Here is a 23,557-nt window from a genome sequence, read left to right on the forward strand (position 1 = left end):
TCCTAATCATTAATATTGGGTCAGCATAGCAGAATCAGCAGAGCGTTTTTTCTTTGATGAATCGGCTCACTACATCGCTCAGTTCTTGCGCTGTGGGCTGGGAGAGCGCTTGTTCTGCCAACGCTTTGGCATCGTCGTAATTTGCATTGCGAATGATCTTCTTGATGCCAGGAATTGAGATTGCACTCATGCTGAATTCATCCAGACCCATACCCAATAATAGCAGTGTAGCACGTTCGTCACCAGCGAGCTCGCCGCACATCCCCGTCCATTTGCCTTCGGCATGAGATGCGTCAATGACCTGCTTGATCAAACGCAATACCGCTGGCGACATCGGGTTATAGAGATGAGAGATAAGCTCATTACCGCGATCGACTGCCAGAGTATACTGGGTTAAATCATTTGTCCCAATACTAAAAAAGTCCACTTCTTTTGCCAGATGGTTGGCAATGGCGGCCGCAGCAGGTGTTTCAACCATAACGCCCACCTCGATGCTCTCATCGAAGGCCTTACCTTCTGCTCTCAACTGCGACTTCAGCAGTTCCAGTTCGGCTTTCAGCGCACGCACTTCCTCTACGGAAATGATCATCGGGAACATGATACGCAGCTTGCCAAACACCGACGCGCGCAAAATGGCACGCAGCTGTGCGTGAAGAATTTCTTTACGATCGAGACAGATACGAATTGCTCGCCAGCCCAGGAACGGGTTCTCTTCCTTCGGCAGGTTCATGTAAGGCAGATCTTTGTCACCGCCGATATCCATGGTGCGCACGATAACCGCCTGCGCCCCTACGGCTTCCGCCACGGCTTTGTAGGCTTGGAACTGTTCTTCTTCTGTCGGGAATGCATCTCTGTCCATAAACAGGAATTCGGTGCGGTACAGGCCAACACCTTCTGCGCCGTTGCGCTCAGCACCGGCAACATCACGCACGGTACCGATGTTGGCGCACACTTCTACCTGATGCCCGTCGAGCGTGATGGCAGGCAAATCCTTCAGTTTTGCCAATGCATCTTTTTCAGCGTAGTACTGTGCTTCCAGCGCTTTCAGCTGTTCGATCACGTCCGGCGTTGGGTTCTGATAAATATTGTTGTTCACGCCATCCAGAATCAGATAATCGCCGTTTTTCACCTGTTGGGTCGCATCCGTGGTGCCTACAATCGCGGGCAACTCCAGAGAACGCGCCATGATGGAGGTGTGGGATGTCCGACCGCCGAGATCGGTAATAAAACCCAGTACCTTATCCAGGTTCAACTGTGCGGTTTCTGATGGCGTCAAATCGGTTGCGATCAGGATAGACTCTTCCTGAATATCGCCGAGATCGATAATCGGCATACCGAGAATATTTCTCAGCAGGCGTTTACCGATATCGCGCATGTCAGCTGCGCGTTCTTTCAGGTATTCATCGTCCAGTTCTTCCAACGCTTTCGCCTGATTCTCGATAACAGAGTAGGCTGCCGCATCGGCAGAGTGATGGTCCTTTTTGATCAGGGCTATGATTTCCTGCTCGAACTCTTCATCTTCAAGCAGCATGATATGCCCTTCGAAGATGGCCTCTTTCTCAGCGCCCAGGGTTGCACCGGCTTTGGTCTTGATGGCTTCCAACTGTGCAGAAGCCTTGGTCCGACCGCTCAGAAAACGTTCGATTTCTTGTTCAACGTCTTCAGCAGTAATTTTCTTCCGGCTGATGACGATTTCGTCTTCCTTCAATAACAGCGCGTTACCGAAAGCAAAACCGGGTGATACTAATATGCCTGAAATCATAACCCTACCTTCACTCAAAACTGATGTTCACACGAAAAGCCTGCCGATTACTCAAGTTCGGCCATCAGCTTAACCAGATGTTCAACGGCTTTTTGCTCGTCTTCACCTTCTGCGGAAAGGGTAACAACAGTGCCTTGCGTCAGGCCAAGGGTCTGAAGTTTGAACAAACTTTTTGCGCTGGCACTTTTTCCGTTAGAGGTGACGGTAATTTCGCTGGTAAAGCCTTTGGCTTCTTTAACAAACTGAGCCGCAGGACGGGTGTGCAGGCCATTCGGAGCGGTAATAGTAACTTCTTGCTGGAACATTCTGTTTTCCCCAAGTATGGTTTGGATTCGTGTTGTGGAACTAAAGTTTAGTGTATTTACCGAACTTTAGTCTGTTAGGTCAGCCCCATTTATGTTACTGGGTCGCCTTTGATGCGGCAAGGTACGACGAAACGCCTTCCTTGAATATATACGCCAAATAGCACTGTATTCCAGCCCAGTGTCTGATGACGTTGTTGCCTCTGTGGTAAAAAAGTGGGGACATTGCCATCAGCGGGAACGGGGTACGATGTTACGGTTATTAATTTCGCGTATCAAAATAATTGTTCGGTTAAATACTAAACCTGGACCAAAAAAGCAATCATTGATGGGTATATAGCTAAACGACTTAATTTTGATTACATTATTTAAATGAGCTATTCAATTGATTTTAGACGTAAAGTGATATCTACACGGAAAAACGAAGGGTTGAGTATCCGAGAAACAGCGAAGCAATTTCGGATTGGCCCTGCCTCTGTATCGCGTTGGATTAATCAAATAGAGTCAAAAGCATCGACCACGCGTCAGCGAAAGATCGATAAATCCGAGTTGATAAAAGATGTTGAACAATATCCAGATGCTTACCAAAAAGAACGTGCAGAGCGTTTTGGCGTTTGTCAGAAGGCCATTTGGCAAGCGCTTAAAAAGCTGGGATTGACCTATAAAAAAAACTCTACGTCATCCGAAAGCCGACGAAAACGCCCGGCAGGGATTTCAACAAAAAAAACAACAGTATGAAAAAGAAGGTAAACCTATTGTTTTTATTGATGAAAGTGGTTTTTCACACGATGCCCCACGGACTCACGGCTATTCCCCAAAAGGTCAACGGTGTTTTGGCCTGAAGAACTGGGGAGCTAGGGGAAGAACAAATGTTATCGGCGCTTTATTAGGCACAACGCTGTTTGCTATCGGATTATTTGATATCAATATTAACAGCGATGTTTTCTATGCCTGGGTCACACAAGTCCTTATCCCAGTACTCCCTAAAAACAGTGTAATCATGATGGACAATGCCACTTTTCACAAAAAACATAATATTCAACAAGTCATCATCGATGCAGGGTATATGGTGGAGTATTTGCCTACATATTCGCCAGATCTTAACCCAATTGAGCATAAATGGGCACAAGCAAAAAGCAAAAAAAGAGAGATGGGTTGCGATACAGAGAGTTTGTTCTCAGTCCATATGGTGTAATCAAAATTAAGTCGCTTGGCTATAAACTTTGAACCCGACCACAAAAAAAGCACCTGTGAAGGTGCTTTTATGCCGTCAATGTAACGAAGAATTACTGCTGCAATTCTTGTTCTGTGAACAGATCGGCAAACAGCGCCGTACTGAGATAGCGCTCGCCGGAGGAGGGCAGAATCACCACGATGGTTTTGCCTTCAAACGCAGGATCCTTCAGTAAATTCAGCGTGGCAGCCACGGCAGCACCGGAAGAGATCCCGGCCAGAATACCTTCTTCTTCCATCAGGCGACGCGCGGTTGAAATCGCGTCCTCGTTAGAAATGCGCTCCACGCGATCCACCAGAGACAGATCGAGGTTACCGGGAATGAAACCGGCGCCGATCCCTTGGATCTTGTGCGGGCCAGGCTTGATTTCTTCGCCTGCCAACGCTTGGGTGATCACTGGTGAATCAACGGGTTCCACCGCGACAGTGGTGATAGCTTTGCCTTTGGTGTTCTTGATAAAACGGCTGACGCCGGTCAAGGTACCGCCAGTGCCAACACCGGAGATGAACACGTCCACTTCACCATCGGTGTCTTCCCAAATTTCCGGGCCGGTGGTTTTTTCGTGAATTTCCGGGTTAGCCGGGTTGCTGAACTGTTGCAGCAGCAGGAAGCGGTTCGGGTCGCTGGCAACAATCTCTTCTGCCTTGGCGATGGCCCCTTTCATGCCTTTCGCACCTTCGGTCAGTACCAGTTTGGCACCCAGCGCTTTCAACAGTTTGCGCCGCTCAATGCTCATGGTTTCTGGCATGGTCAGGGTTAATTTGTACCCGCGGGCAGCAGCGACATAGGCCAGAGCAATCCCGGTGTTACCGCTTGTCGGTTCTACCAGTTCAACGCCGGGTTTTAATACGCCGCGTTTTTCTGCATCCCAAATCAGGTTCGCGCCAATACGGCATTTAACGCTGAAGCTGGGGTTGCGCGATTCCACTTTTGCCAGAATACGTCCATTGCCGATACGGTTCAGACGAACCAGAGGCGAGTGGCCGATGGTGTAGGAGTTATCTTCATAGATTTTGCTCATGGCCAGTCCTTATAACTGTATGAAATTTTTACCAACAAGATAGAGCATACTCACTCCATCCTTTCAAGGAAGGAAAGAATTGCTATATCGTTATGTTCTTAAGAAATATCTTTTTATTACAGTCGGAAAAAACTATCGCGCTCCCGCTGATACCGAGAGATGACGATACCGATCGACCCACAATGCGGTTGCGCCACAGACGGCGACTGGCATCACCACCAAATTCAGGAACGGTACCAGCGTAAACACACTGACCAGCGCGCCGAACTGCAAATTGTTGAGTTTATGACGCCGTAACGCTTCGCGCATGGTGGGAAAGCTGATTTTGTGATTGTCGAAAGGATAATCGCAATACTGAATGGCCAGCATCCAGGCGCTAAACCCGAACCACAGCAAGGGGGCTAAGGTTTGCCCGATACCCGGGATAAGATACAGCAGCAACAGCACCACGGCGCGCGGCAGGTAATAGGCGAGCTTCTGCACCTCGCGCTTCATGATGCGCGGGATATCTTTGACCATGCCCATGACGCCGCTGTCCGGCAGGGCCTTTCCGGTCAGTCGCGCCTCAAGCTGCTCGGCCAGCAAGCCGTTAAACGGGGCCGCGATAAAATTGTCGATGGTGCTGAAAAAATAGCCGAATACCAATAGGATAGAGATGACGGCGAGCGGCCACAGCAGGTAGCTTAACCACTGCAACCACTCTGGAACATGGCTCATCAGTCGGGTAATCCAATCACCCATGCGGGAAAACAGCCACCAAAAGGCACCGCCCATCAACAGGATATTGAGCAGCAGTGGAATGATGACAAAACGCCGTATGCCCGGCAGCGACATCAGTTGCCACCCTTGTGCGAAATAGTAAATGCCTGAACGCGCTGGCGTAGCGGGGGACGGGGTTACCATGACATCCTGTTCTTCATTGTGCGGTTATCCGGATCGTTGGTGCGATCGGGGTAGTTTGTGTGATCTGCATCATATCGGGATTATTTTCTGCTGACCAGTGACCCTTTGGACGAAAAAAAAGCAAAAAAGTGCGCCCGGTATATCTTTATTCCTATAAAATACTGTGCAGGCTTGCACTTGTGTACGCAGGCAAATAGAGTTAAGGGTATGAAAAAGTTGCCGCGGTGGCAATAAATTGAATTAACTGGGATAGCAATGATGCAGGACTTGCGTCTGATATTAATCGTTGTGGGCGCGATCGCTATAATTGCGCTACTGCTTCACGGCTTGTGGACGAGCCGTAAAGAGCGCTCGTCCCTTTTTCGTGACCGTCCGGTGAAGCGCCTTAAGCAAAAGCAGAAGCGGGAAGAGACTGCGCCGCTTGAGGAGCTTGATGAAGGGGTCGGCGAAGTCAGAGTTACGCGGACGCGTGCGCAGGAAGAACCGGCATTGGGGTCGTTCAGTGAGTCTGCGCCGCCGCCTGCATCCTCATCGCCTTTCGCTTCTGCTGCCGAACACGTTCGTACCGATTACGATCCACTGTTAGGCGCGACCACCGCGACGCAATCTGCTCCTGAGGTGCACGTCGATCGCGCTACGCAGGATACTCGCCCTGCACATGCCGCGCCTGTGTACCCAGCCTCTGTAGAACGCACCCCACACGTTGAAGCGCAGGACGCAGAGCAAGCGTTGTCTGAACAGGATGTTGACCAACCGCAAGTGCAAAGCGCAAACAACGCCGCGCAAGAAACGGTGCTGGTTCTGCACGTTGCTGCTCATCAGGGCAGTATCATTGGCGGTGAGGTACTGTTGCAAAGCGTATTGCAGGCAGGTTTCCAGTTCGGTGAAATGAATATTTTCCATCGCCATGTTAACCCGGCGGGTGCAGGGCCGGTGCTGTTCAGCCTGGCCAACATGGTGAAACCCGGCTCTTTCAGTATCGACGATATGGCAGAATTCTCCACGCCGGGCGTCTCCATTTTCATGATGGTGCCCTCCTACGGTGACGCAAGCCAGAATTTCAAACTGATGCTGCAATCTGCACAGCGTATTGCTGATGATGTCGGCGGTGTGGTTCTGGATGATGAGCGTCGTTTGATGACGCCGCAGAAAGTTGAAGCCTACAAGGGCCGTATTCGCGATGTGCTGCGGGCTAATGGGTAGACGTGATTGTGTAACCGCAAAGCCTCCTACATTGAGGCTTTGTTTTTTCAGGGGATAGGGTGGGCTGACGTGGCGAGTAGTAATGGGTTAAAGCAGGATCTGAGCGTGGTTCAGGGCGTGGGGCTACTATCCGCTTCGCTACTGGGAACCGGCGTGTTTGCGGTGCCCGCCATTGTGGCGCAACTGTCGGGTAATGACAGCCTGTGGGCCTGGCCGCTGCTGATTGTGTTGGTGTTTCCGATTGCCATTGGCTTTGCTGCGTTAGGACAGCATTTTCCCAATGCCGGTGGTGCAGCTCACTTTGTCAATCTGGCGTTTAGCCCACGTCTGGCCAGTGTGACCCGCTGGCTGTTTCTTTCCGTGATCCCCCTTGGCTTACCTGCTGCGCTGCAAATTGCCGCTGAGTTTTGGGCGCCGTTTATCGGCCACAACAGGGTGGGCATATTGATGGTGCAACTGTTGACGCTGGTCGCCATTTGGCTGCTCGGGTCGCGCAGTGCGGGTTCAAGCGCGTCCATTCAAACGGGCATTGCCGTGCTGGTGGTGCTGTTGGTCGCTGCCATTTGGTGGGGGGGAGAGATCAATCCCACGCATATTGACTGGCCTGCACTGAGTACCCTTTCTTGGCCGAACACCTTCGATTCACTCGCCGTGATGTTTTGGTGTTTTGTCGGACTGGAAGCGTTTGCTCACCTCTCAACCGAGTTTCGTAACCCAGAGCGTGATTTTCCTCGTGCCTTGATGATCGGCATGTTGATTGCCGGTATCGTCTATTGGGGTTGTACCGTAGCGATTTTGCAGTTGAACACCTATGGCAGTGATATCGCGCCGACTTCGCTGCTGTTGAGTATCGTCGCAGATTTGTTTGGTAACGCATGGATCTATTGGGGCGCTTGCCTGATTGGCTATCTGGCGTGCTTTGCCAGTGTGAACATTTATACGCAGGGCTTTGCGCGACTGGTGTGGTCACAGGCAGCGCCAGGGAGCCGTTTGGGGCGGCTGTCTCGGGCCCAGGTTCCCCTGAGTGCGCTGTCAGCGGTGGTGCTTTGCAGTATGATCTGTTGCCTGCTGATTTACTGGCTGTCACTGCCATTATCGACGTTGATCGTTTACGCCAACGGCATTTTTGTTCTGGTTTATCTGCTGTGCATGCTGGCAGGGTGTCGATTGTTGAAAGGTCGGGCCCGCTTGATGGCGATTATCGGCAGTGTGTTGTGCTGCGCACTGCTAGTTATGGTGGGGGCTAAATCGCTCTATGCACTGATTATGCTGGCAGTGCTGTGGTGGGGGTTACCGCATAAGTCACAGCAGCTGGCGGCAGAATAATCGCCGTTGCACCGGCCCTTGGGTGGCCGGTGCCCACGATGAAGTGGTGCCGCCTACGAGGGCTGCTGTTCAGACGTGGCTGCTTTGTCTGCGTCCAGCTTGGCTTCCAACTCGCTGAAACGCTGTTCCAGCCGCGCCAGTTTTTCACGGGTGCGCAGCAGAACCTGCGTTTGTACATCGAACTCTTCGCGGTTTACCAGCTCCAGCTTGGTAAACTGTGCTTGCAGAACCTGGCGAATTTTTTTCTCGGCGTCTTCGCCCAGTTCACGTATGCCTTTAGGCATGGATTCATGCACCTGACGTGCAATTTGCTCAATCTTTTTCGGGTCAATCATGCCGTTTTCCTGCTCGGTTTCTGTCATCTGTACTTTCAGTGTAATGCGTGAATGAAAAGGGATAAACCAAAACTCGTCCTGTAATGCTTTGTGTCGGATGTTTAAAGAAAATTTTTACCAATAGGCTAACAGATGTCACATTTTGTCCATTGTGCTAATTGCCCCGCTCAGGCAATAGCGCTATAGTTATCACGCTTACTTCTCAGGGCGGGGTGTAATTCCCCACCGGCGGTAAACCAGATAGCGCAGGGTGCTAAAACATCGTGCTTTCGTCTGGAAGCCCGCGAGCGCTCGCCGTAACGTTATCAATAATTTATTATCGATATGCGTGGCGAGGTCAGCAGATCCGGTGAAATTCCGGGGCCGACGGTTATAGTCCGGATGGGAGAGAGTAACGGTATCCTGTTGGGCGTATGCCCACTCGCGTTATTTTGTTAGTCATTGCTCGGTGCGCATTGAACCGCATCTGTTGCAATGGTTACTCCTCAATCTCGCCCTGGTTCTGGTAATTCATAATAAATATGAGGTTTTTTACCATGAATCAGACATTACTTTCTGAATTTGGCACGCCATCTGAACGCGTTGAACGTGCGCTTGAAGCGCTGCGTCAAGGCGTTGGTGTTATGGTGTTGGACGACGAAGACCGTGAAAACGAAGGCGACATGGTATTTGCCGCCGAGAACATGACCGTTGAGCAAATGGCGATGGCCATTCGCTACGGTAGCGGCATCGTCTGCCTGTGCCTGAACGAAGAACGCCGCCGTCAATTGGAACTGCCCATGATGGTGGAGCATAACACCAGCCACTATCAAACCGGCTTTACCGTCACCATTGAAGCTGCGGAAGGCGTGACGACCGGTGTGTCTGCGTCTGACCGCATGACAACCGTTCGCGCTGCCATTGCCGATGACGCGCGTGCCAGCGATCTGAATCGCCCTGGCCACGTATTCCCGTTGCGAGCTCAACCGGGCGGCGTACTGACTCGCGGTGGTCATACCGAAGCGTCTGTCGATCTGGCAACATTGGCAGGTTTTAAACCGGCCGCTGTGCTGTGCGAGCTGACTAATGATGACGGCTCCATGGCGCGTGCACCGGAAGTGCTCGCCTTTGCTAAACAGCACGGTATGCAGGTACTGACCATCGAAGACTTGGTCGCCTACCGTCAGGCAGCAGAACGCAAAGCGAGCTGATCGCGCACTTCTCGGGCCGGTGATACCGGCCCCTAAAAACGCAGCCAGTGCTCCTTACGCGCTTGGCTGCGTTTTTCTTGCCAGTAAGGTGGCGAAGCGCAGTTTGATGCGATTGCCATTCTCGTCGGTTTTATGCAACTCACCCACCTCTTCGTTGTATTTCAGGATGTCCCACCCGGCGTAATACTCGCGCAATTCATCATGCTAAAAGGTGAAGGAGAAAGGCAACGGGCAGGGGAAATCCTCGGTAGACATGGCCGCCACGATCAGGTTATAGCCGCCCTCTACAGTAAGCGTGTTGCTTAATAGTGAAATAAGGGTGTTTCGGTGATTGAAGTAAATTTTACGCTGTTCTGAGATGGAAATTCCAAAGACCGGCGCTAAGGAGTAAGAAGGTATCATCAATAAAGGGTCTACGATTCCGTAAAATTTGGGTCATGCAACCGAGGCGCTTGATACCCGCGATGGCGTGTTCAACTGTAATACGGATGCCCGAGATTATTTTATTTTCTTGTTTTTGTTCAGGCGATAAAGGTCTTTTTCGAGTTCCTTTTTTTGGGATTTGTGTATTAGGATGCTGTTTATCTATACCTTGAAAACCGGTATCTGCCCAGATGGTTACCTCAGGAGGAATATGGCGAATTATATCGACTTTATCGAGTAAGCGTTTATCGTGACGGCGCCCATTTTTGCTCATGGGGATAAATCCAATTTGCCTTGTTTCGTCAGTCATAATAAGCCCTTTTCGAGTGGTCTGTCTTTTCTTTCCCGAATACATTTTTTTCGCCGACGCAGATTCTTAGGCTTTTGGACAGGTCGCTCTGTCCCATCAATAAAGACGTCTTTAACTCCAGGAAAGGCGCGAAAAAATTCCTCAGCAGAGCGAATTTGACGAGCGGGCAAAACACATTCTCGCCCCAAGGTCATCTCTAAAACCGGCAATAATATTTTTACCCAGCGACATACGCGTGTTCTATCTAAACCAAAAAGAAGTCCTTGCAAATCATAGGTCGGATAACATTTTAAATACAATAAAATAAAAAGCAGTTTGAGTCTGTAAAGAATTTTGTGTAAATGGCTCCATTGCTTAACCGGAGATTCGTTCTCCATACATCAACATGAATTGGCTCATAGCAGGTTTCCAGTCTCTGATTGGCAAGGTCCATTTAGCAGAGATATTATGCAAGGCTAGATAGAGTAATTTTATCACCGAGTCATCCGTTGGAAATATTCGTCGCGTTTTCGTTATCTTGCGCAATGAAGCATTTAACGACTCTATCGCGTTGGTGGTGTAGATAACCTTGCGGATCTCCGGCGGAAAGTCAAAAATGACGATGAGACGTTCCCAATTATTTCTCCACGACGGGCTGATCGTCGGGAACTGTTCATCCCATTTGGCCGCGAAGGCATCCAGGGCCTCTTCAGCGCCCTCTAGCGTTGCGGAACTATAGATGGTGCGCAGGTCAGCAGCAACGGCCTTACGCTCTTTCCAGCCGACGTAGCGCAGCGAGTTCCGCACCTGATGCACAATGCAGAGCTGTACCCGCGTATGCGGGTAAACAGCTTCAATGGCATCAGGAAAGCCTTTCAGGCCATCGCAGCAGGCGACGAAGATGTCCTTTAGCCCACGATTTTTCAGTTCTGTCATCACAGATAACCAGAACTTGGCCCCCTCAGTTTTGGCTATCCATAGCCCCAGCAGCTCTTTTTCGCGCTGGCCGTTGACGCCGAGGGCCAGATAAACAGACTTGTTGGCCACGGCTCCGCCGTCCTGGCTTTTGACAACAATACAGTCAAGGTAAACAATGGGATAAAGCGCATCCAGCGGCCGTTGCTGCCAGCGCTTAACTTCATCCATCACAGCATTGGTCACTTGAGAAATGAAGCCAGCGGAAACATCGACCCCGTAGACTTCTTTAAAGTGTGCCTGAATATCACGGGTTGATAACCCTCTGGAATAGAGAGAAATAATGCGGTCATCGAAGCCGTTAAGCTGTTTTTCGTGCTTACCGATCAGTGTCGGCTCGAAGGTACTGTTGCGGTCGCGCGGAATATCGAGCTCGATCTCCCCATTTTGGCTACGTACGCTCTTGGATGTCTTGCCATTGCGTGAGTTGCCTGAATGATTACCAGCCGGGTCATGCTTAGCATACCCAAGGTGCATCTCCATCTCAGCTTCAAGAACCCGTTCCGCCAGTCTTTTAGTCAGCACCTTGAGTAGACCTGATTCACCCAGCAGATCCTGAGGGGAGTGACAATCTTGAAGCAGTTGGTCAATAAGTTCGTTGCTGATAGGCATTTTGTTATCCTTTGAAGGTTTTCCTCAAAATGCCATTTACACAGATTATTTTACAGTCTCAGCAGTTTATCTAATGGGGTTGGGATAAATCCTTTCTGCCCTGCACCCATCTGCCGCTCGTGATCTTTTCGATTCTTTTTCCGATAAATCAAATAACAAGCTGAAAATTCAGCGGCTAAATTTTTCAATTCTTCGACTGATAATCCAATGATTGCTTTACATAAACGATTATCTCGTAACAACCGCTCTTTGTTGATCATTTCAAACCTTTATTCTCTAAGTTAAACCTCTTTTTATTCTCAATAGCCTGACAAAAAATGCAAGTCTCTATTCAGCAACTAGTTTAATGAACGCCGGTGATAACCCACTTTCTTTTTCCACATATCATTACTCCCGCTCAGACGCTGATTCGCCACCGCATGGTTACGTTCATAGTACTTGTCCGGCCAGTATTTCGCTCCGCTTCGCGGCGGGATAAGGGGCCTGATTTTCTTTCTCAGCAACGCATCGTGGCAGTAACGGGCGTCATAAGCACCGTCTGCTGACACTTCCCTGATTTTCCGGTGGGTTTGGTTAATCAGGCCCGGCAGTGCCTGCGCATCTGTCGTTCCGCTGAGCGATAAGTCGGCACAGATAATCTCATGCGTCGCACTGTCTGCTGCCAGATGAAGCTTGCGCCACACTCTTCGTCTGTCAGCCCCATGCTGCCTGACTTTCCATTCACCTTCGCCAAAGACCTTCAGACCGGTACTGTCGATGACCAGATGCGAGATTTCACCACGCGTTGGCGTTTTTATGCTGATACTGACGGTTTTTGCCCGCCGACTGACCAGAGAGTAGTCCGGGCAGCGCAGTGGCAGGCTCATCAGTGTAAAAACCGAGTCGACAAAGCCCTGTAATGCCCGGAGCGACAGGTTAAACACGCGCTTTATCATCAAAACCGTGGTAACAGCCATATCGGTGTAGTAAAGCGGCCGACCACGACCTTCAGGCGAAGCACTGTCAGTCCATGCAGCGATGGCGGACTCATCAAGCCAGACCGTCAGGGAGCCGCGTTGTCTGAGTGCTTTGTTGTAGGTGGGCCAGTTGGTGATTTTAAACTTTTGCTTTGCCATGGTGAGCTGCTATCGGGAGCGATGATAGTGCTCTGATCCGGCGATCCCCTGAAAGTTCGATTTATTCAACAAAGCCTATGCCACTACACACTGATCGGTAAGCACGAAAAGCAGCTTAACGGCTTTGATGACCGCATTATTTCTCTCTATTCCAGAGGGCTATCAACCCGTGATATTCAGGCTCACTTTAAAGAAGTCTACGGGGTCGATGTTTCCGCTGGCTTCATTTCTCAAGTGACCAATGCCGTGATGGATGACGTTAAGCGCTGGCAGCAACGGCCGCTGGATGCGTTTTATCCCATTGTTTACCTTGACTGTATTGTGGTCAAAAGCCAGGACGGCGGAGCCGTGACCAACAAGTCTGTTTACTTGGCTCTAGGCATCAACGGCCAGGGCGAAAAAGAGCTGCTGGGGCTATGGATAGCCAAAACCGAGGGGGCCAAGTTCTGGTTATCTGTAATGACAGAACTGAAAAATCGTGGGCTACAGGACATCTTCATCGCCTGCTGCGAGGCTTTGTTGAATAATTTAAGATACTGATTTATATAAGCATTATAAAATTTCAACGACTAATTTTTCCTCTCGGAATGCTGTTTATTGTGCTAACTATTTGATTTGTCGTTCTAACAAAATACATTCTCTGTAAATGCATTCTAACTAAAGAAGATGTAAATCAAACGGTTAAATTATTCAACAAAGCCCTGCTGCGATGGCCTGAAGGGCTTTCCTGATGCCATTGAAGCTGTTTACCCGCATACGCGGGTACAGCTCTGCATCGTGCATCAGGTGCGGAACTCGCTGCGCTACGTCGGCTGGAAAGAGCGTAAAGCCGTTGCTGCTGACCTCCGCACTATCTATAGTTCCGCAACGCTAGGCTGTGTCCCTTAATTGCTTGAGCTATAGTATTCATCTGTTTCTAAGACACTTTGGATTATGGCTCGCTACGATCTTTCTGATGAAGCATGGGCAATCATTGAGCCCTTGTTACCAACCGTTTTGACATCTCCGCAGGCAGGCCGGCCATGGGCAGAACATCGCAAAATCGTCAACGGCATGTTCTGGATACTGTGTTCAGGTGCCCCATGGCGTGATTTACCTGAACGTTACGGCCCATGGAAAACCGTTTATAACCGTTTCAATAGATGGTCAAAGTCTGGAGTTATTAACATTATTTTTAATAAGTTACTTTCATTTCTTGATGCTCATGGACTTGTTGACTGGTCAGCCACTGCGCTGGATGGCAGCAATATCCGTGCGCTCAAATGTGCGGCTGGCGCTCAAAAAAACATCCCGATATTACCAACGATAACAGCCTGGGTCGCTCACGAGGTGGTTATGGCACCAAAATCCACATGGCGACTGACGGAAGCGGCATCCCGCTAAATATCGTACTGAGTGCTGGGCAGGCTCACGAAAGCCTGTTCGCGTTACGACTCCTGGACGGCATTGGCGTGCAACGGCAGAACGGTAGCATGAAGCGTCGTGGTCATGCGGTACTGGCTGACAAACCCTACTCTGGCAATGCACTCCGTAACGAGTTGAAAAGAAAAGGGATAAAAACGGTTGTTCCCCGAAAATCAAATGAAAAACTGGCTTCAGATGGACGTTCACAACTTTATCGTGATGCTTATCGCCGTCGCAACGTTGTAGAAAGATGTTTTGGCCGTTTAAAGGAATATAGACGGATTGCCACACGTTATGAAAAACGGCAAGAAACTATCTAGCAATGGTGAAACTGGGCTGCATCCGCTTGTTTTACGCCCGGTTACGTAATTAAGGGACACAGCCTAGAGGGCGCTGAAGAGGCCCTGGATGCCTTCGCGGACAAATGGGATGAGCAGTTCCCGACGATCAGCCCATCGTGGAGAAATAATTGGGAACGTCTCATCGTCATTTTTGATTTTCCGCCGGAGATTCGCAAGGTTATCTACACCACCAACGCGATAGAGTCGTTAAATGCTTGAGACTGTAAAATAATCTGTGTAAATGGCATTTTGAGGAAAACCTTCAAAGGATAACAAAATGCCTATCAGCAACGAACTTATTGACCAACTGCTTCAAGATTGTCACTCCCCTCAGGATCTGCTGGGTGAATCAGGCCTACTCAAGGTGCTGACTAAAAGACTGGCGGAACGGGTTCTTGAAGCTGAGATGGAGATGCACCTTGGGTATGCTAAGCATGACCCGGCTGGTAATCATTCAGGCAACTCACGCAATGGCAAGACATCCAAGAGCTTACGTAGCCAAAATGGGGAGATCGAGCTCGATATTCCGCGCGACCGCAACAGTACCTTCGAGCCGACACTGATCGGTAAGCACGAAAAACAGCTTAACGGCTTCGATGACCGCATTATTTCTCTCTATTCCAGAGGGTTATCAACCCGTGATATTCAGGCACACTTTAAAGAAGTCTACGGGGTCGATGTTTCCGCTGGCTTCATTTCTCAAGTGACCAATGCTGTGATGGATGAAGTTAAGCGCTGGCAGCAACGGCCGCTGGATGCGCTTTATCCCATTGTTTACCTTGACTGTATTGTTGTCAAAAGCCAGGACGGCGGAGCCGTGGCCAACAAGTCTGTTTATCTGGCCCTCGGCGTCAACGGCCAGGGCGAAAAAGAGCTGCTGGGGCTATGGATAGCCAAAACTGAGGGGGCCAAGTTCTGGTTATCTGTGATGACAGAACTGAAAAATCGTGGGCTAAAGGACATCTTCGTCGCCTGCTGCGATGGCCTGAAAGGCTTTCCTGATGCCATTGAAGCTGTTTACCCGCATACGCGGGTACAGCTCTGCATTGTGCATCAGGTGCGGAACTCGCTGCGCTACGTCGGCTGGAAAGAGCGTAAGGCCGTTGCTGCTGACCTGCGCACCATCTATAGTTCCGCAACGCTAGAGGGCGCTGAAGAGGCCCTGGATGCCTTCGCGGCCAAATGGGATGAACAGTTCCCGACGATCAGCCCGTCGTGGAGAAATAATTGGGAACGTCTCATCGTCATTTTTGACTTTCCGCCGGAGATCCGCAAGGTTATCTACACCACCAACGCGATAGAGTCGTTAAATGCTTCATTGCGCAAGATAACGAAAACGCGACGAATATTTCCAACGGATGACTCGGTGATAAAATTACTCTATCTAGCCTTGCATAATATCTCTGCTAAATGGACCTTGCCAATCAGAGACTGGAAACCTGCTATGAGCCAATTCATGTTGATGTATGGAGAACGAATCTCCGGTTAAGCAATGGAGCCATTTACACAAAATTCTTTACAGACTCAAATGCTTCATTGCGCAAGATAACGAAAACGCGACGAATATTTCCAACGGATGACTCGGTGATAAAATTACTCTATCTAGCCTTGCATAATATCTCTGCTAAATGGACCTTGCCAATCAGAGACTGGAAACCTGCTATGAGCCAATTCATGTTGATGTATGGAGATCGGATTTCCGGTTAAGCGATGGAGCCATTTACACGAAATTCTTTACAGACTCACTAATCCCAAATATGGTGGGTTGTGCAGGATTCGAACCTGCGACCGATGGATTAAGAGTCCACTAGTCTACCAACTGAGCTAACAACCCGTAGTGGCATAATTAATTAGAGGGCAGTGACGAGAAAAGCTTTCACAACCAGAGAGAGAATACCCAAAATTCCAGCACTCAGCATCCAGCGAATTAACTTCTGCTCAGAGCGGATACCCGCCATCTCAAGCTGCAAGTCTTTGCGGACTAAAGATATCTGCGCTTCAGTTTTCTCGAAGCGAGCCTGCATCTGAGCTTCGTTCTTCTCGAAGCGAGCGTCAATATCCTTACGGACATCGGCGATCTCTGCGGATAAGTCCTTACGGACATCGGCTATCTCACGCTTCACCTCGGCGATATCAGCGGACAGGTCTTTGCGCACGTCCTCGAGATCGCGCTTTGTAGCAAGATCTGCTACCTCGTGTGATTTTCGCACAACAAGAGATATCGCCTTGGCCTGGTCTTTCGGCAACCCGGCGTTTTCCAGCGTTTCAACGAACTCTTGAGTATCAAATGCAACCTGGCCCATAGCGGATCCTCCTGTGTTAAGCCAAGTGTAAGCGATCTGACCGCCAATCTGCAAAATTTTACCCGTTAGCCCTCTGATAACCACATCCGTTTAATTATGGAGAAATTGTTATGACCAAAATCACCACAACACAGCTCATGCTTTTTAAGTCCGCTGATTAAGATATCGAACTACAGGGAACGCTCTACCAAGGTAAGCCAGTGTTCTTCGCTGTCGAACTAGCAAAGACACTTGGGTATAGCGACCCACATCAAGCATTAAATAAGCATTGCAAGTCATTGATTAAGATTGATTCCGTCGAAACAACGGAATTGAATTTAGGCTTTCACCCAAAAGGCATCATTCTTGCGCCTGAGTCCGATCTCTACCGCCTGATACTGAAAAGCAAGCTTCCCTCTGCCGCCTTTCGAGGGGGAAGGTGCATTAAACCAGACTGTCAATGAACCGCGCTGCCTGAGAGTATTGTTGTGGACGGACCAGTTGGTGATTTTAAACGTTTGCTTTGCCATGAGAACCCTATGCTGAAACGACTGTAGTGATCAGAGCAGCTAATATACTAAAAGTTCGATTTATTCAACAAAGCCCGGTATTGACAGTTATTTAGTCCGGGGTGGCGATAGGTCAGAAAAAAAAGCCACGCAGGTGCGCAGCCTTAAAATTAGTAATCATTGAAGAATGAGAGGATGAATAGGAATAATCTATTTTTTATTCATTTAGTTAACTTTTCACGCAAGTGATGACCCAAAAATCAGATGACAACCTTTTATCTAACAAGTAATCATATGGAATATAAAAATATCCTTTTTCTCCAACACTATCCCCCCAAGAATTGCGAAACTTGAACAGTTCTTTACTATCATCATAGCCCACACAAAGAACAGCATGCCCTCCTTCCACGTTATCCTTTTCAGATGGCATAGGTATCACCACTGGTAACTCTTTCTGATTAAACCAGTTACTGTATAACGCGAAACCAAAAACAAAAGGAGAACCGGACGCCAAACAACACTTTATGTGATTTATATCCTGTTTGATTCGATGGTATTGAGTAATAAAATGTTGCTGCGCATTTTCATAACATTGATCGCTCGGTTTTTTCTTAGCTAGAGAGTTAGCCGGAAATTCCCCCGTACTTTCATCTGCGGGAGTATCATCATACGGCCAGATACTTTCTGGACAACATCCAACTTTATGAAGACTTTTTATTCCATCACGTAAATATGCTCCTGAATCATAATTAATACTTTTTTCAATAAAGCGTTCATTAAAGTAAATAAAAAGCCTTGACGGCATAAAATCGGGTAACTCTCTGTGTTTTTTTCTTGCAAATTGAAATGCAGCCGCCAATGCATTAGCCGTACATGAACCAATTTGTCCCTGATCGTAGACAGGAAAATCAATCTCAATATTGAAATTGCGGGGAAGAGATGACATTACTGAGTCTTTGGGTTGATAAGTATAATCTCTGATGTCAGGTAAATCAGGAATATACCCAAGGCCACGCTTTCTTCTTCTTGCCAAGTTAGTCAACATATTTATTCCTCTATCTAAATAACTGTTCCGAATAGTAGATCACCTGAAATGAACTTAGTCCGATTTGAACGATCTGATCAAGCCCTGAATATCCCAAATTACCAACCGGACTTAATCATGTTCAGTATAGTGGCTTTGTTGAATAAATCAAATTTTTAGAAGATTGGCGGATCTGATCACTACAGTAGTTTCAGTATCGGGTTCCCATTGAAAATAAAACATTTAAAATCAAAAACTTGTCCGTATACAATGTAGTGGTTGAATAATCAGGACACTAAACTTACATCCAAAACGGAGATGTTTAGTGAACCATAAACGACAATTTACCCCTGAGTTTAAAAAGGAAGCCGTTGCCCTGGTAACAGAGCAGGGCTATACGATAGCCAGGGCAGCAGCATCGCTGGGCATAAGCAACAAAACCCTGCATACATGGGTCTCGCTGGCACGCGAGCAGAGCAACGGCGTACTCAGCGATGATGAACGTGCAGAGTTAAAACGGTTACAAAAGGAAAACAAAGAGTTACGTACAGAGAAGGAGAGGCTTTGTTGAATAAATCGAACTTTCAGGGGATCGCCGGATCAAAGCACTATCATCGCTCCCGATAGCAGCTCCCCATGGCTTTGTTGAATAATTTAACGTTTTGATTTACAACTTCTTTAGGTGGGATGCATGTACAGAAAATGTATTTTGTTAGAGCGATAAATCAAATAGTTAGCACAATAAAAAGCATTACGGTAGTAAAATTTAGTCGTTAAAATTTTATAATACCCATTTAAATCAGTATTTTAAATTATTCAACAAAGCCGCTCCCCATGGCAAAGCAAAAGTTTAAAATCACCAACTGGCCCACCTACAACAAAGCACTCAGACAACGCGGCTCCCTGACGGTCTGGCTTGATGAGTCGGCCATCGCTGCATGGACTGACAGTTCTTCGCCTGAAGGTCGTGGTCGGCCGCTTTACTACACCGATATGGCTGTTACCACGGTTTTGATGATAAAGCGCGTGTTTAACCTGTCGCTCCGGGCATTACAGGGCTTTGTCGACTCGGTTTTTACACTGATGAGCCTGCCACTGCGCTGCCCGGACTACTCTCTGGTCAGTCGGCGGGCAAAAACCGTCAGTATCAGCATAAAAACGCCAACGCGTGGTGAAATCTCGCATCTGGTCATCGACAGTACCGGTCTGAAGGTCTTTGGCGAAGGTGAATGGAAAGTCAGGCAGCATGGGGCTGACAGACGAAGAGTGTGGCGCAAGCTTCATCTGGCAGCAGACAGTGCGACGCATGAGATTATCTGTGCCGACTTATCGCTCAGCGGAACGACAGATGCGCAGGCACTGCCGTGCCTGATTAACCAAACCCACCGAAAAATCAGGGAAGTGTCAGCAGACGGTGCTTATGACGCCCGTTACTGCCACGATGCGTTGCTAAGAAAGAAAATCAGGCCCCTTATCCCGCCGCGAAGCGGAGCCAAATACTGGCCGGACAAGTACCATGAACGTAACCATGCGGTGGCGAATCAGCGTCTGAGCGGGAGTAATGATATGTGGAAAAAGAAAGTGGGTTATCACCGGCGTTCAGTGGCAGAAACAGCGATGTTCCGCATAAAAACTTTGCTGGGTGGCCATCTGAGCCTGCGTGACTATGAGGCTCAAGTAGGTGAAGCCATAGCGATGGTCAAAGCGCTGAACCGTATGACGTTGTTGGGTATGCCACACAGCGTCAGGATAGGATAACAGGTGTAGCAGAGGGAGTCATCCTGTCGGCTAATTCTGATTTATTCAACAAAGCCAATAGGCAGTTCGCTGTTACCAAGCCTGACCAGGTTTGGTGCGGCGATGTAACCTATATTTGGACAGGCGACCGATGGGCGTATCTGGCGGTGGTATTAGATTTATTTGCCCGAAAACCCGTGGGTTGGGCAATGTCGTTTTCGCCAGATTCAGAATTAACAGCCAAAGCACTACAAATGGCTTGGGAACTGCGTGGGCATCCCAAACAAGTCATGTTTCATAGTGACCAAGGAAGCCATTACACCAGTCGTCAGTATAGGCAGGCATTCTGGCGTTATCAGATGACCCAAAGTATGAGTCGCAGAGGAAATTGTTGGGATAATAGTCCGATGGAGCGATTCTTCCGTAGTCTGAAGACTGAATGGGTGCCAACGACTGGCTACCAAAGCTTTAGTACTGCTCAATCATCCATTATAGCCAAGCGACTTAATTTTGATTACACCATATGGACTGAGAACAAACTCTCTGTATCGCAACCCATCTCTCTTTTTTTGCTTTTTGCTTGTGCCCATTTATGCTCAATTGGGTTAAGATCTTGCGAATATGTAGGCAAATACTCCACCATATACCCTGCATCGATGATGACTTGTTGAATATTATGTTTTTTGTGAAAAGTGGCATTGTCCATCATGATTACACTGTTTTTAGGGAGTACTGGGATAAGGACTTGTGTGACCCAGGCATAGAAAACATCGCTGTTAATATTGATATCAAATAATCCGATAGCAAACAGCGTTGTGCCTAATAAAGCGCCGATAACATTTGTTCTTCCCCTAGCTCCCCAGTTCTTCAGGCCAAAACACCGTTGACCTTTTGGGGAATAGCCGTGAGTCCGTGGGGCATCGTGTGAAAAACCACTTTCATCAATAAAAACAATAGGTTTACCTTCTTTTTCATACTGTTGTTTTTTTTGTTGAAATCCCTGCCGGGCGTTTTCGTCGGCTTTCGGATGACGTAGAGTTTTTTTTATAGGTCAATCCCAGCTTTTTAAGCGCTTGCCAAATGGCCTTCTGACAAACGCCAAAACGCTCTGCACGTTCTTTTTGGTAAGCATCTGGATATTGTTCAACATCTTTTATCAACTCGGATTTATCGATCTTTCGCTGACGCGTGGTCGATGCTTTTGACTCTATTTGATTAATCCAACGCGATACAGAGGCAGGGCCAATCCGAAATTGCTTCGCTGTTTCTCGGATACTCAACCCTTCTTTTTTCCGTGTAGATATCACTTTACGTCTAAAATCAATTGAATAGCTCATTTAAATAATGTAATCAAAATTAAGTCGTTTAGCTATATTCGCTACATAACCCATTATTATAGCGATGTCAGACCTCACTGGTATAACGGTTGGCTATACAATCAAGACCTTACCAATACTGCGATAGGCGTGCCCATTCTTGCCGCCATAGGCAAAGAAGGTCAGCGGTCGGCCATCACCGAAATCCACATAGCCGCTCCCCTGCACTTCCATCAAAAAGTTATCCATCAGCGAGTTGGTCCAGGCGAGGACATTGCGTTCGCCCAGCGCACCAGCATAAATGCCCGCCCGATCGGGTAAGCGACGGCTCTTTTTGTTGGGGGCTGGCATACCATAAAGCGGGTGCTGGAATTCGCCCTGACGGGTGTAGCGCGCCTGCACGACAGGCGTGTAATACCCGGTAAACTGCACGTTATAGCTAAACGACTTAATTTTGATTACATTATTTAAATGAGCTATTCAATTGATTTTAGACGTAAAGTGATATCTACACGGAAAAACGAAGGGTTGAGTATCCGAGAAACAGCGAAGCAATTTCGGATTGGCCCTGCCTCTGTATCGCGTTGGATTAATCAAATAGAGTCAAAAGCATCGACCACGCGTCAGCGAAAGATCGATAAATCCGAGTTGATAAAAGATGTTGAACAATATCCAGATGCTTACCAAAAAGAACGTGCAGAGCGTTTTGGCGTTTGTCAGAAGGCCATTTGGCAAGCGCTTAAAAAGCTGGGATTGACCTATAAAAAAAACTCTACGTCATCCGAAAGCCGACGAAAACGCCCGGCAGGGATTTCAACAAAAAAAACAACAGTATGAAAAAGAAGGTAAACCTATTGTTTTTATTGATGAAAGTGGTTTTTCACACGATGCCCCACGGACTCACGGCTATTCCCCAAAAGGTCAACGGTGTTTTGGCCTGAAGAACTGGGGAGCTAGGGGAAGAACAAATGTTATCGGCGCTTTATTAGGCACAACGCTGTTTGCTATCGGATTATTTGATATCAATATTAACAGCGATGTTTTCTATGCCTGGGTCACACAAGTCCTTATCCCAGTACTCCCTAAAAACAGTGTAATCATGATGGACAATGCCACTTTTCACAAAAAACATAATATTCAACAAGTCATCATCGATGCAGGGTATATGGTGGAGTATTTGCCTACATATTCGCAAGATCTTAACCCAATTGAGCATAAATGGGCACAAGCAAAAAGCAAAAAAAGAGAGATGGGTTGCGATACAGAGAGTTTGTTCTCAGTCCATATGGTGTAATCAAAATTAAGTCGCTTGGCTATACCAAAATTATCCACGCCCTCCATTTGCCAGGCATTAAGCCCGAACTGGCTCAGGTTACGCGTGTCGGCACCGGCCTGCATCCAACGTTGAATAGCCTGAAAGATGTCCTGATTACGGGCATACAGCGCGGGGGAAGCATTCTTAATCTCTGTCACCTGTCTAACGAAGTCGCCCGCATTAACCGGCTTTCCGGTAGCGTTGGGTTCATTAACGAGCGCAAGCGGCTGCTCAAGTCGCCCATATTTATACTGCTGCCCACGGTCGGTCGGCCTGGACTGACACCCGGCCAGAATGGCGATCACTACCCCAGTCAGCACATATTTCCCCCAACATACTCTCATTTTCTTTTTCGCTCTCTTTACCTCACGACAAATCAGTGGGTGCACAATAACAAAAGCATCTCTATAAGAAAACGCGCCAAATACCATAACCGCGTGAATAAGGACAAAAAATAACCAAAGTGCAGATAAAATCGGCAGGCGTGCCGCGAAGATCCCTTTTTGCTCAAATAGAGGTTGCATACCCCGCGATGGAGAGTATAGTGCGCATCCACGGACGCGGGGTGGAGCAGCCTGGTAGCTCGTCGGGCTCATAACCCGAAGGTCGTCGGTTCAAATCCGGCCCCCGCAACCAATTGATGTCAAGACATCATAGAAAGTCAGATAAAGCGTAATACGGACGCGGGGTGGAGCAGCCTGGTAGCTCGTCGGGCTCATAACCCGAAGGTCGTCGGTTCAAATCCGGCCCCCGCAACCAACTGATGCCAAGACATCAGATAAAGTCAGATAACGTGTAAGACGGACGCGGGGTGGAGCAGCCTGGTAGCTCGTCGGGCTCATAACCCGAAGGTCGTCGGTTCAAATCCGGCCCCCGCAACCAAATTCTTGAATCAAGAAACTTACCAACAATAAACACCCTGACGGGTGTTTTTTTTGT

24 protein-coding genes, 4 tRNA genes, 10 pseudogenes and 1 riboswitch are annotated in these 23,557 nt (G+C 48.3%); of the genes and pseudogenes, 20 read left to right on the top strand and 18 right to left on the bottom strand.

Annotated elements, in window-relative coordinates; translation table 11 throughout:
* Positions 1-34 precede the first annotated feature (34 nt).
* The gene (gene ptsI / locus ACQGXV_RS19140; protein WP_440862735.1) at positions 35-1,762 is read right to left on the bottom strand and encodes a phosphoenolpyruvate-protein phosphotransferase PtsI; all 1,728 of its coding nucleotides are present in this window, start codon (positions 1,760-1,762) and stop codon (positions 35-37) included.
* A gap of 47 nt (positions 1,763-1,809) precedes the next feature.
* Positions 1,810-2,067, bottom strand: coding sequence for a phosphocarrier protein Hpr (gene ptsH, locus ACQGXV_RS19145; RefSeq protein ID WP_002913505.1), 258 nt, complete (start codon positions 2,065-2,067; stop codon positions 1,810-1,812).
* 369 nt (positions 2,068-2,436) lie between these two features.
* Between ptsH and ACQGXV_RS19150 the strand changes: the two genes are divergently transcribed.
* Positions 2,437-2,802 (top strand): IS630 transposase-related protein, encoded by a 366-nt coding sequence (locus ACQGXV_RS19150; protein WP_440862584.1) that lies wholly within the window; start codon positions 2,437-2,439, stop codon positions 2,800-2,802.
* Complete coding sequence (locus tag ACQGXV_RS19155) at positions 2,726-3,259, top strand: IS630 family transposase (protein ID WP_440862665.1); 534 nt, start codon at positions 2,726-2,728, stop codon at positions 3,257-3,259. Before ACQGXV_RS19150 ends, ACQGXV_RS19155 begins: the two co-directional genes overlap by 77 nt.
* Positions 3,260-3,350: 91 nt before the next feature.
* Here ACQGXV_RS19155 and cysK read toward each other — a convergent pair whose 3' ends face one another.
* Both cysK and cysZ read right to left on the bottom strand, forming a co-directional pair.
* On the bottom strand, positions 3,351-4,319 hold the full coding sequence (cysK, locus tag ACQGXV_RS19160) for a cysteine synthase A (protein ID WP_440862773.1): 969 nt from the start codon (positions 4,317-4,319) through the stop codon (positions 3,351-3,353).
* Between the two features lie 132 nt (positions 4,320-4,451).
* Positions 4,452-5,222, bottom strand: a complete 771-nt coding sequence (gene cysZ / locus ACQGXV_RS19165) for a sulfate transporter CysZ (RefSeq protein WP_440862775.1) — start codon at positions 5,220-5,222, stop codon at positions 4,452-4,454.
* Between the two features lie 255 nt (positions 5,223-5,477).
* Between cysZ and zipA the strand changes: the two genes are divergently transcribed.
* Together zipA and yjeH are read left to right on the top strand one after the other, a co-directional pair.
* A complete protein-coding gene (gene zipA, locus ACQGXV_RS19170; RefSeq protein ID WP_440862777.1) occupies positions 5,478-6,425 on the top strand; it encodes a cell division protein ZipA in 948 nt (315 codons plus the stop codon).
* 69 nt (positions 6,426-6,494) lie between these two features.
* On the top strand, positions 6,495-7,751 hold the full coding sequence (yjeH, locus tag ACQGXV_RS19175) for an L-methionine/branched-chain amino acid transporter (RefSeq protein ID WP_440862778.1): 1,257 nt from the start codon (positions 6,495-6,497) through the stop codon (positions 7,749-7,751).
* A 53-nt stretch (positions 7,752-7,804) separates the two neighbouring features.
* Here the strand turns inward: yjeH and ubiK are convergent, their stop codons facing one another.
* Positions 7,805-8,086, bottom strand: coding sequence for a ubiquinone biosynthesis accessory factor UbiK (ubiK, locus tag ACQGXV_RS19180; protein WP_440867513.1), 282 nt, complete (start codon positions 8,084-8,086; stop codon positions 7,805-7,807).
* A gap of 194 nt (positions 8,087-8,280) precedes the next feature.
* Positions 8,281-8,483: riboswitch (FMN riboswitch) on the top strand.
* A gap of 139 nt (positions 8,484-8,622) precedes the next feature.
* Here ubiK and ribB point away from each other — a divergent pair.
* The gene (gene ribB, locus ACQGXV_RS19185; RefSeq protein WP_440862779.1) at positions 8,623-9,276 is read left to right on the top strand and encodes a 3,4-dihydroxy-2-butanone-4-phosphate synthase; all 654 of its coding nucleotides are present in this window, start codon (positions 8,623-8,625) and stop codon (positions 9,274-9,276) included.
* Positions 9,277-9,330: 54 nt separating this feature from the next.
* On the opposite strand, the pseudogene ACQGXV_RS19190 reads toward ribB, so the two are convergent.
* From ACQGXV_RS19190 to ACQGXV_RS19215, 6 genes and pseudogenes are all read right to left on the bottom strand, one after another.
* Positions 9,331-9,678 (bottom strand): annotated as a pseudogene (locus ACQGXV_RS19190) (hypothetical protein).
* Positions 9,620-10,054: a transposase family protein gene (locus ACQGXV_RS19195; protein ID WP_440862780.1), complete on the bottom strand. Its 435-nt coding sequence runs from the start codon at positions 10,052-10,054 to the stop codon at positions 9,620-9,622. Before ACQGXV_RS19195 ends, ACQGXV_RS19190 begins: the two are co-directional and overlap by 59 nt.
* Positions 10,006-10,386: a transposase family protein gene (locus ACQGXV_RS19200; protein ID WP_440862781.1), complete on the bottom strand. Its 381-nt coding sequence runs from the start codon at positions 10,384-10,386 to the stop codon at positions 10,006-10,008. The genes ACQGXV_RS19195 and ACQGXV_RS19200 overlap by 49 nt, the downstream gene beginning before the upstream one ends.
* Entirely contained in the window at positions 10,364-11,575 is a 1,212-nt protein-coding gene (locus tag ACQGXV_RS19205) for an IS256 family transposase (RefSeq protein ID WP_440862783.1), read from the bottom strand. The genes ACQGXV_RS19200 and ACQGXV_RS19205 overlap by 23 nt, the downstream gene beginning before the upstream one ends.
* 50 nt (positions 11,576-11,625) lie before the next feature.
* Positions 11,626-11,835 (bottom strand): hypothetical protein, encoded by a 210-nt coding sequence (locus tag ACQGXV_RS19210; protein WP_440862784.1) that lies wholly within the window; start codon positions 11,833-11,835, stop codon positions 11,626-11,628.
* Between the two features lie 84 nt (positions 11,836-11,919).
* Positions 11,920-12,690 (bottom strand): annotated as a pseudogene (locus tag ACQGXV_RS19215) (IS5 family transposase); the annotation flags it as partial.
* 90 nt (positions 12,691-12,780) lie between these two features.
* Here ACQGXV_RS19215 and ACQGXV_RS19220 point away from each other — a divergent pair.
* The 6 genes and pseudogenes from ACQGXV_RS19220 to ACQGXV_RS19245 form a co-directional block, all read left to right on the top strand.
* Positions 12,781-13,209 (top strand): annotated as a pseudogene (locus ACQGXV_RS19220) (IS256 family transposase); the annotation flags it as partial.
* Positions 13,210-13,392: 183 nt separating this feature from the next.
* Positions 13,393-13,563: pseudogene (locus tag ACQGXV_RS19225) on the top strand (transposase); the annotation flags it as partial.
* A gap of 60 nt (positions 13,564-13,623) precedes the next feature.
* Positions 13,624-14,467, top strand: a pseudogene (locus ACQGXV_RS19230) (IS5 family transposase).
* Positions 14,468-14,480: 13 nt separating this feature from the next.
* Positions 14,481-14,651, top strand: a pseudogene (locus ACQGXV_RS19235) (transposase); the annotation flags it as partial.
* A gap of 61 nt (positions 14,652-14,712) precedes the next feature.
* Positions 14,713-15,924 (top strand): IS256 family transposase, encoded by a 1,212-nt coding sequence (locus ACQGXV_RS19240; protein ID WP_440862785.1) that lies wholly within the window; start codon positions 14,713-14,715, stop codon positions 15,922-15,924.
* Between the two features lie 35 nt (positions 15,925-15,959).
* Positions 15,960-16,142, top strand: a pseudogene (locus ACQGXV_RS19245) (IS256 family transposase); the annotation flags it as partial.
* Positions 16,143-16,193: 51 nt separating this feature from the next.
* On the opposite strand, the gene ACQGXV_RS19250 reads toward ACQGXV_RS19245, so the two are convergent.
* A tRNA-Lys gene (locus ACQGXV_RS19250) sits at positions 16,194-16,269 on the bottom strand.
* A gap of 16 nt (positions 16,270-16,285) precedes the next feature.
* Positions 16,286-16,738 carry a coiled-coil domain-containing protein gene (locus ACQGXV_RS19255; protein WP_440862786.1) on the bottom strand — a complete coding sequence of 151 codons (453 nt, stop codon included), beginning with the start codon at positions 16,736-16,738 and terminating at the stop codon, positions 16,286-16,288.
* 200 nt (positions 16,739-16,938) lie between these two features.
* On the opposite strand from ACQGXV_RS19255, the gene ACQGXV_RS19260 reads away from it, so the two are divergent.
* Entirely contained in the window at positions 16,939-17,181 is a 243-nt protein-coding gene (locus ACQGXV_RS19260) for a BRO-N domain-containing protein (RefSeq protein ID WP_440862787.1), read from the top strand.
* A 274-nt stretch (positions 17,182-17,455) separates the two neighbouring features.
* On the opposite strand, the gene ACQGXV_RS19265 is transcribed toward ACQGXV_RS19260, so the two are convergent.
* Positions 17,456-18,271 (bottom strand): C1 family peptidase, encoded by an 816-nt coding sequence (locus ACQGXV_RS19265; protein WP_440862788.1) that lies wholly within the window; start codon positions 18,269-18,271, stop codon positions 17,456-17,458.
* A gap of 304 nt (positions 18,272-18,575) precedes the next feature.
* On the opposite strand from ACQGXV_RS19265, the gene ACQGXV_RS19270 reads away from it, so the two are divergent.
* The 3 genes and pseudogenes from ACQGXV_RS19270 to ACQGXV_RS19280 form a co-directional block, all read left to right on the top strand.
* Complete coding sequence (locus tag ACQGXV_RS19270; RefSeq protein WP_440862789.1) at positions 18,576-18,821, top strand: transposase; 246 nt, start codon at positions 18,576-18,578, stop codon at positions 18,819-18,821.
* A gap of 263 nt (positions 18,822-19,084) precedes the next feature.
* A complete protein-coding gene (locus ACQGXV_RS19275; protein ID WP_440862725.1) occupies positions 19,085-20,008 on the top strand; it encodes an IS5 family transposase in 924 nt (307 codons plus the stop codon).
* A 47-nt stretch (positions 20,009-20,055) separates the two neighbouring features.
* Positions 20,056-20,478 (top strand): annotated as a pseudogene (locus ACQGXV_RS19280) (IS3 family transposase); the annotation flags it as partial.
* A 23-nt stretch (positions 20,479-20,501) separates the two neighbouring features.
* Here the strand turns inward: ACQGXV_RS19280 and ACQGXV_RS19285 are convergent.
* The 3 genes and pseudogenes from ACQGXV_RS19285 to ACQGXV_RS19295 form a co-directional block, all read right to left on the bottom strand.
* A complete protein-coding gene (locus ACQGXV_RS19285; protein ID WP_440867514.1) occupies positions 20,502-21,035 on the bottom strand; it encodes an IS630 family transposase in 534 nt (177 codons plus the stop codon).
* Entirely contained in the window at positions 20,959-21,324 is a 366-nt protein-coding gene (locus tag ACQGXV_RS19290) for an IS630 transposase-related protein (RefSeq protein WP_440862790.1), read from the bottom strand. The genes ACQGXV_RS19285 and ACQGXV_RS19290 overlap by 77 nt, the downstream gene beginning before the upstream one ends.
* A 99-nt stretch (positions 21,325-21,423) precedes the next feature.
* Positions 21,424-21,738 (bottom strand): annotated as a pseudogene (locus tag ACQGXV_RS19295) (MltA domain-containing protein); the annotation flags it as partial.
* A 36-nt stretch (positions 21,739-21,774) separates the two neighbouring features.
* Between ACQGXV_RS19295 and ACQGXV_RS19300 the strand changes: the two are divergent.
* Positions 21,775-22,140, top strand: coding sequence for an IS630 transposase-related protein (locus tag ACQGXV_RS19300; protein ID WP_440862584.1), 366 nt, complete (start codon positions 21,775-21,777; stop codon positions 22,138-22,140).
* On the top strand, positions 22,064-22,597 hold the full coding sequence (locus ACQGXV_RS19305; protein ID WP_440867514.1) for an IS630 family transposase: 534 nt from the start codon (positions 22,064-22,066) through the stop codon (positions 22,595-22,597). Before ACQGXV_RS19300 ends, ACQGXV_RS19305 begins: the two co-directional genes overlap by 77 nt.
* Positions 22,598-22,620: 23 nt before the next feature.
* Here the strand turns inward: ACQGXV_RS19305 and mltA are convergent.
* Positions 22,621-22,962 (bottom strand): annotated as a pseudogene (mltA, locus tag ACQGXV_RS19310) (murein transglycosylase A); the annotation flags it as partial.
* Positions 22,963-23,177: 215 nt separating this feature from the next.
* On the opposite strand from mltA, the gene ACQGXV_RS19315 reads away from it, so the two are divergent.
* From ACQGXV_RS19315 to ACQGXV_RS19325, 3 genes are all read left to right on the top strand, one after another.
* Positions 23,178-23,254 (top strand) — tRNA-Met (locus ACQGXV_RS19315).
* Between the two features lie 46 nt (positions 23,255-23,300).
* Positions 23,301-23,377 (top strand) — tRNA-Met (locus ACQGXV_RS19320).
* A gap of 46 nt (positions 23,378-23,423) precedes the next feature.
* A tRNA-Met gene (locus tag ACQGXV_RS19325) sits at positions 23,424-23,500 on the top strand.
* The last annotated feature ends 57 nt before the right edge of the window (positions 23,501-23,557 follow it).

It is taken from the genome of Symbiopectobacterium purcellii (genome assembly GCF_052050035.1).
GTDB lineage: Bacteria > Pseudomonadota > Gammaproteobacteria > Enterobacterales > Enterobacteriaceae > Symbiopectobacterium > Symbiopectobacterium purcellii_A.

Coding starts and splice junctions, on each gene's coding strand:
- ptsI (WP_440862735.1), bottom strand. CDS start 1,762: ATGATTTCAGGCATATTAGTATCACCCGGTTTTGCTTTCGGTAACGCG.
- ptsH (WP_002913505.1), bottom strand. CDS start 2,067: ATGTTCCAGCAAGAAGTTACTATTACCGCTCCGAATGGCCTGCACACC.
- ACQGXV_RS19150 (WP_440862584.1), top strand. CDS start 2,437: ATGAGCTATTCAATTGATTTTAGACGTAAAGTGATATCTACACGGAAA.
- cysK (WP_440862773.1), bottom strand. CDS start 4,319: ATGAGCAAAATCTATGAAGATAACTCCTACACCATCGGCCACTCGCCT.
- cysZ (WP_440862775.1), bottom strand. CDS start 5,222: ATGGTAACCCCGTCCCCCGCTACGCCAGCGCGTTCAGGCATTTACTAT.
- zipA (WP_440862777.1), top strand. CDS start 5,478: ATGATGCAGGACTTGCGTCTGATATTAATCGTTGTGGGCGCGATCGCT.
- ubiK (WP_440867513.1), bottom strand. CDS start 8,086: ATGATTGACCCGAAAAAGATTGAGCAAATTGCACGTCAGGTGCATGAA.
- ribB (WP_440862779.1), top strand. CDS start 8,623: ATGAATCAGACATTACTTTCTGAATTTGGCACGCCATCTGAACGCGTT.
- ACQGXV_RS19195 (WP_440862780.1), bottom strand. CDS start 10,054: ATGTATTCGGGAAAGAAAAGACAGACCACTCGAAAAGGGCTTATTATG.
- ACQGXV_RS19200 (WP_440862781.1), bottom strand. CDS start 10,386: ATGGAGAACGAATCTCCGGTTAAGCAATGGAGCCATTTACACAAAATT.
- ACQGXV_RS19205 (WP_440862783.1), bottom strand. CDS start 11,575: ATGCCTATCAGCAACGAACTTATTGACCAACTGCTTCAAGATTGTCAC.
- ACQGXV_RS19210 (WP_440862784.1), bottom strand. CDS start 11,835: ATGATCAACAAAGAGCGGTTGTTACGAGATAATCGTTTATGTAAAGCA.
- ACQGXV_RS19240 (WP_440862785.1), top strand. CDS start 14,713: ATGCCTATCAGCAACGAACTTATTGACCAACTGCTTCAAGATTGTCAC.
- ACQGXV_RS19255 (WP_440862786.1), bottom strand. CDS start 16,738: ATGGGCCAGGTTGCATTTGATACTCAAGAGTTCGTTGAAACGCTGGAA.
- ACQGXV_RS19265 (WP_440862788.1), bottom strand. CDS start 18,271: ATGTTGACTAACTTGGCAAGAAGAAGAAAGCGTGGCCTTGGGTATATT.
- ACQGXV_RS19275 (WP_440862725.1), top strand. CDS start 19,085: ATGGCAAAGCAAAAGTTTAAAATCACCAACTGGCCCACCTACAACAAA.
- ACQGXV_RS19290 (WP_440862790.1), bottom strand. CDS start 21,324: ATGAGCTATTCAATTGATTTTAGACGTAAAGTGATATCTACACGGAAA.
- ACQGXV_RS19300 (WP_440862584.1), top strand. CDS start 21,775: ATGAGCTATTCAATTGATTTTAGACGTAAAGTGATATCTACACGGAAA.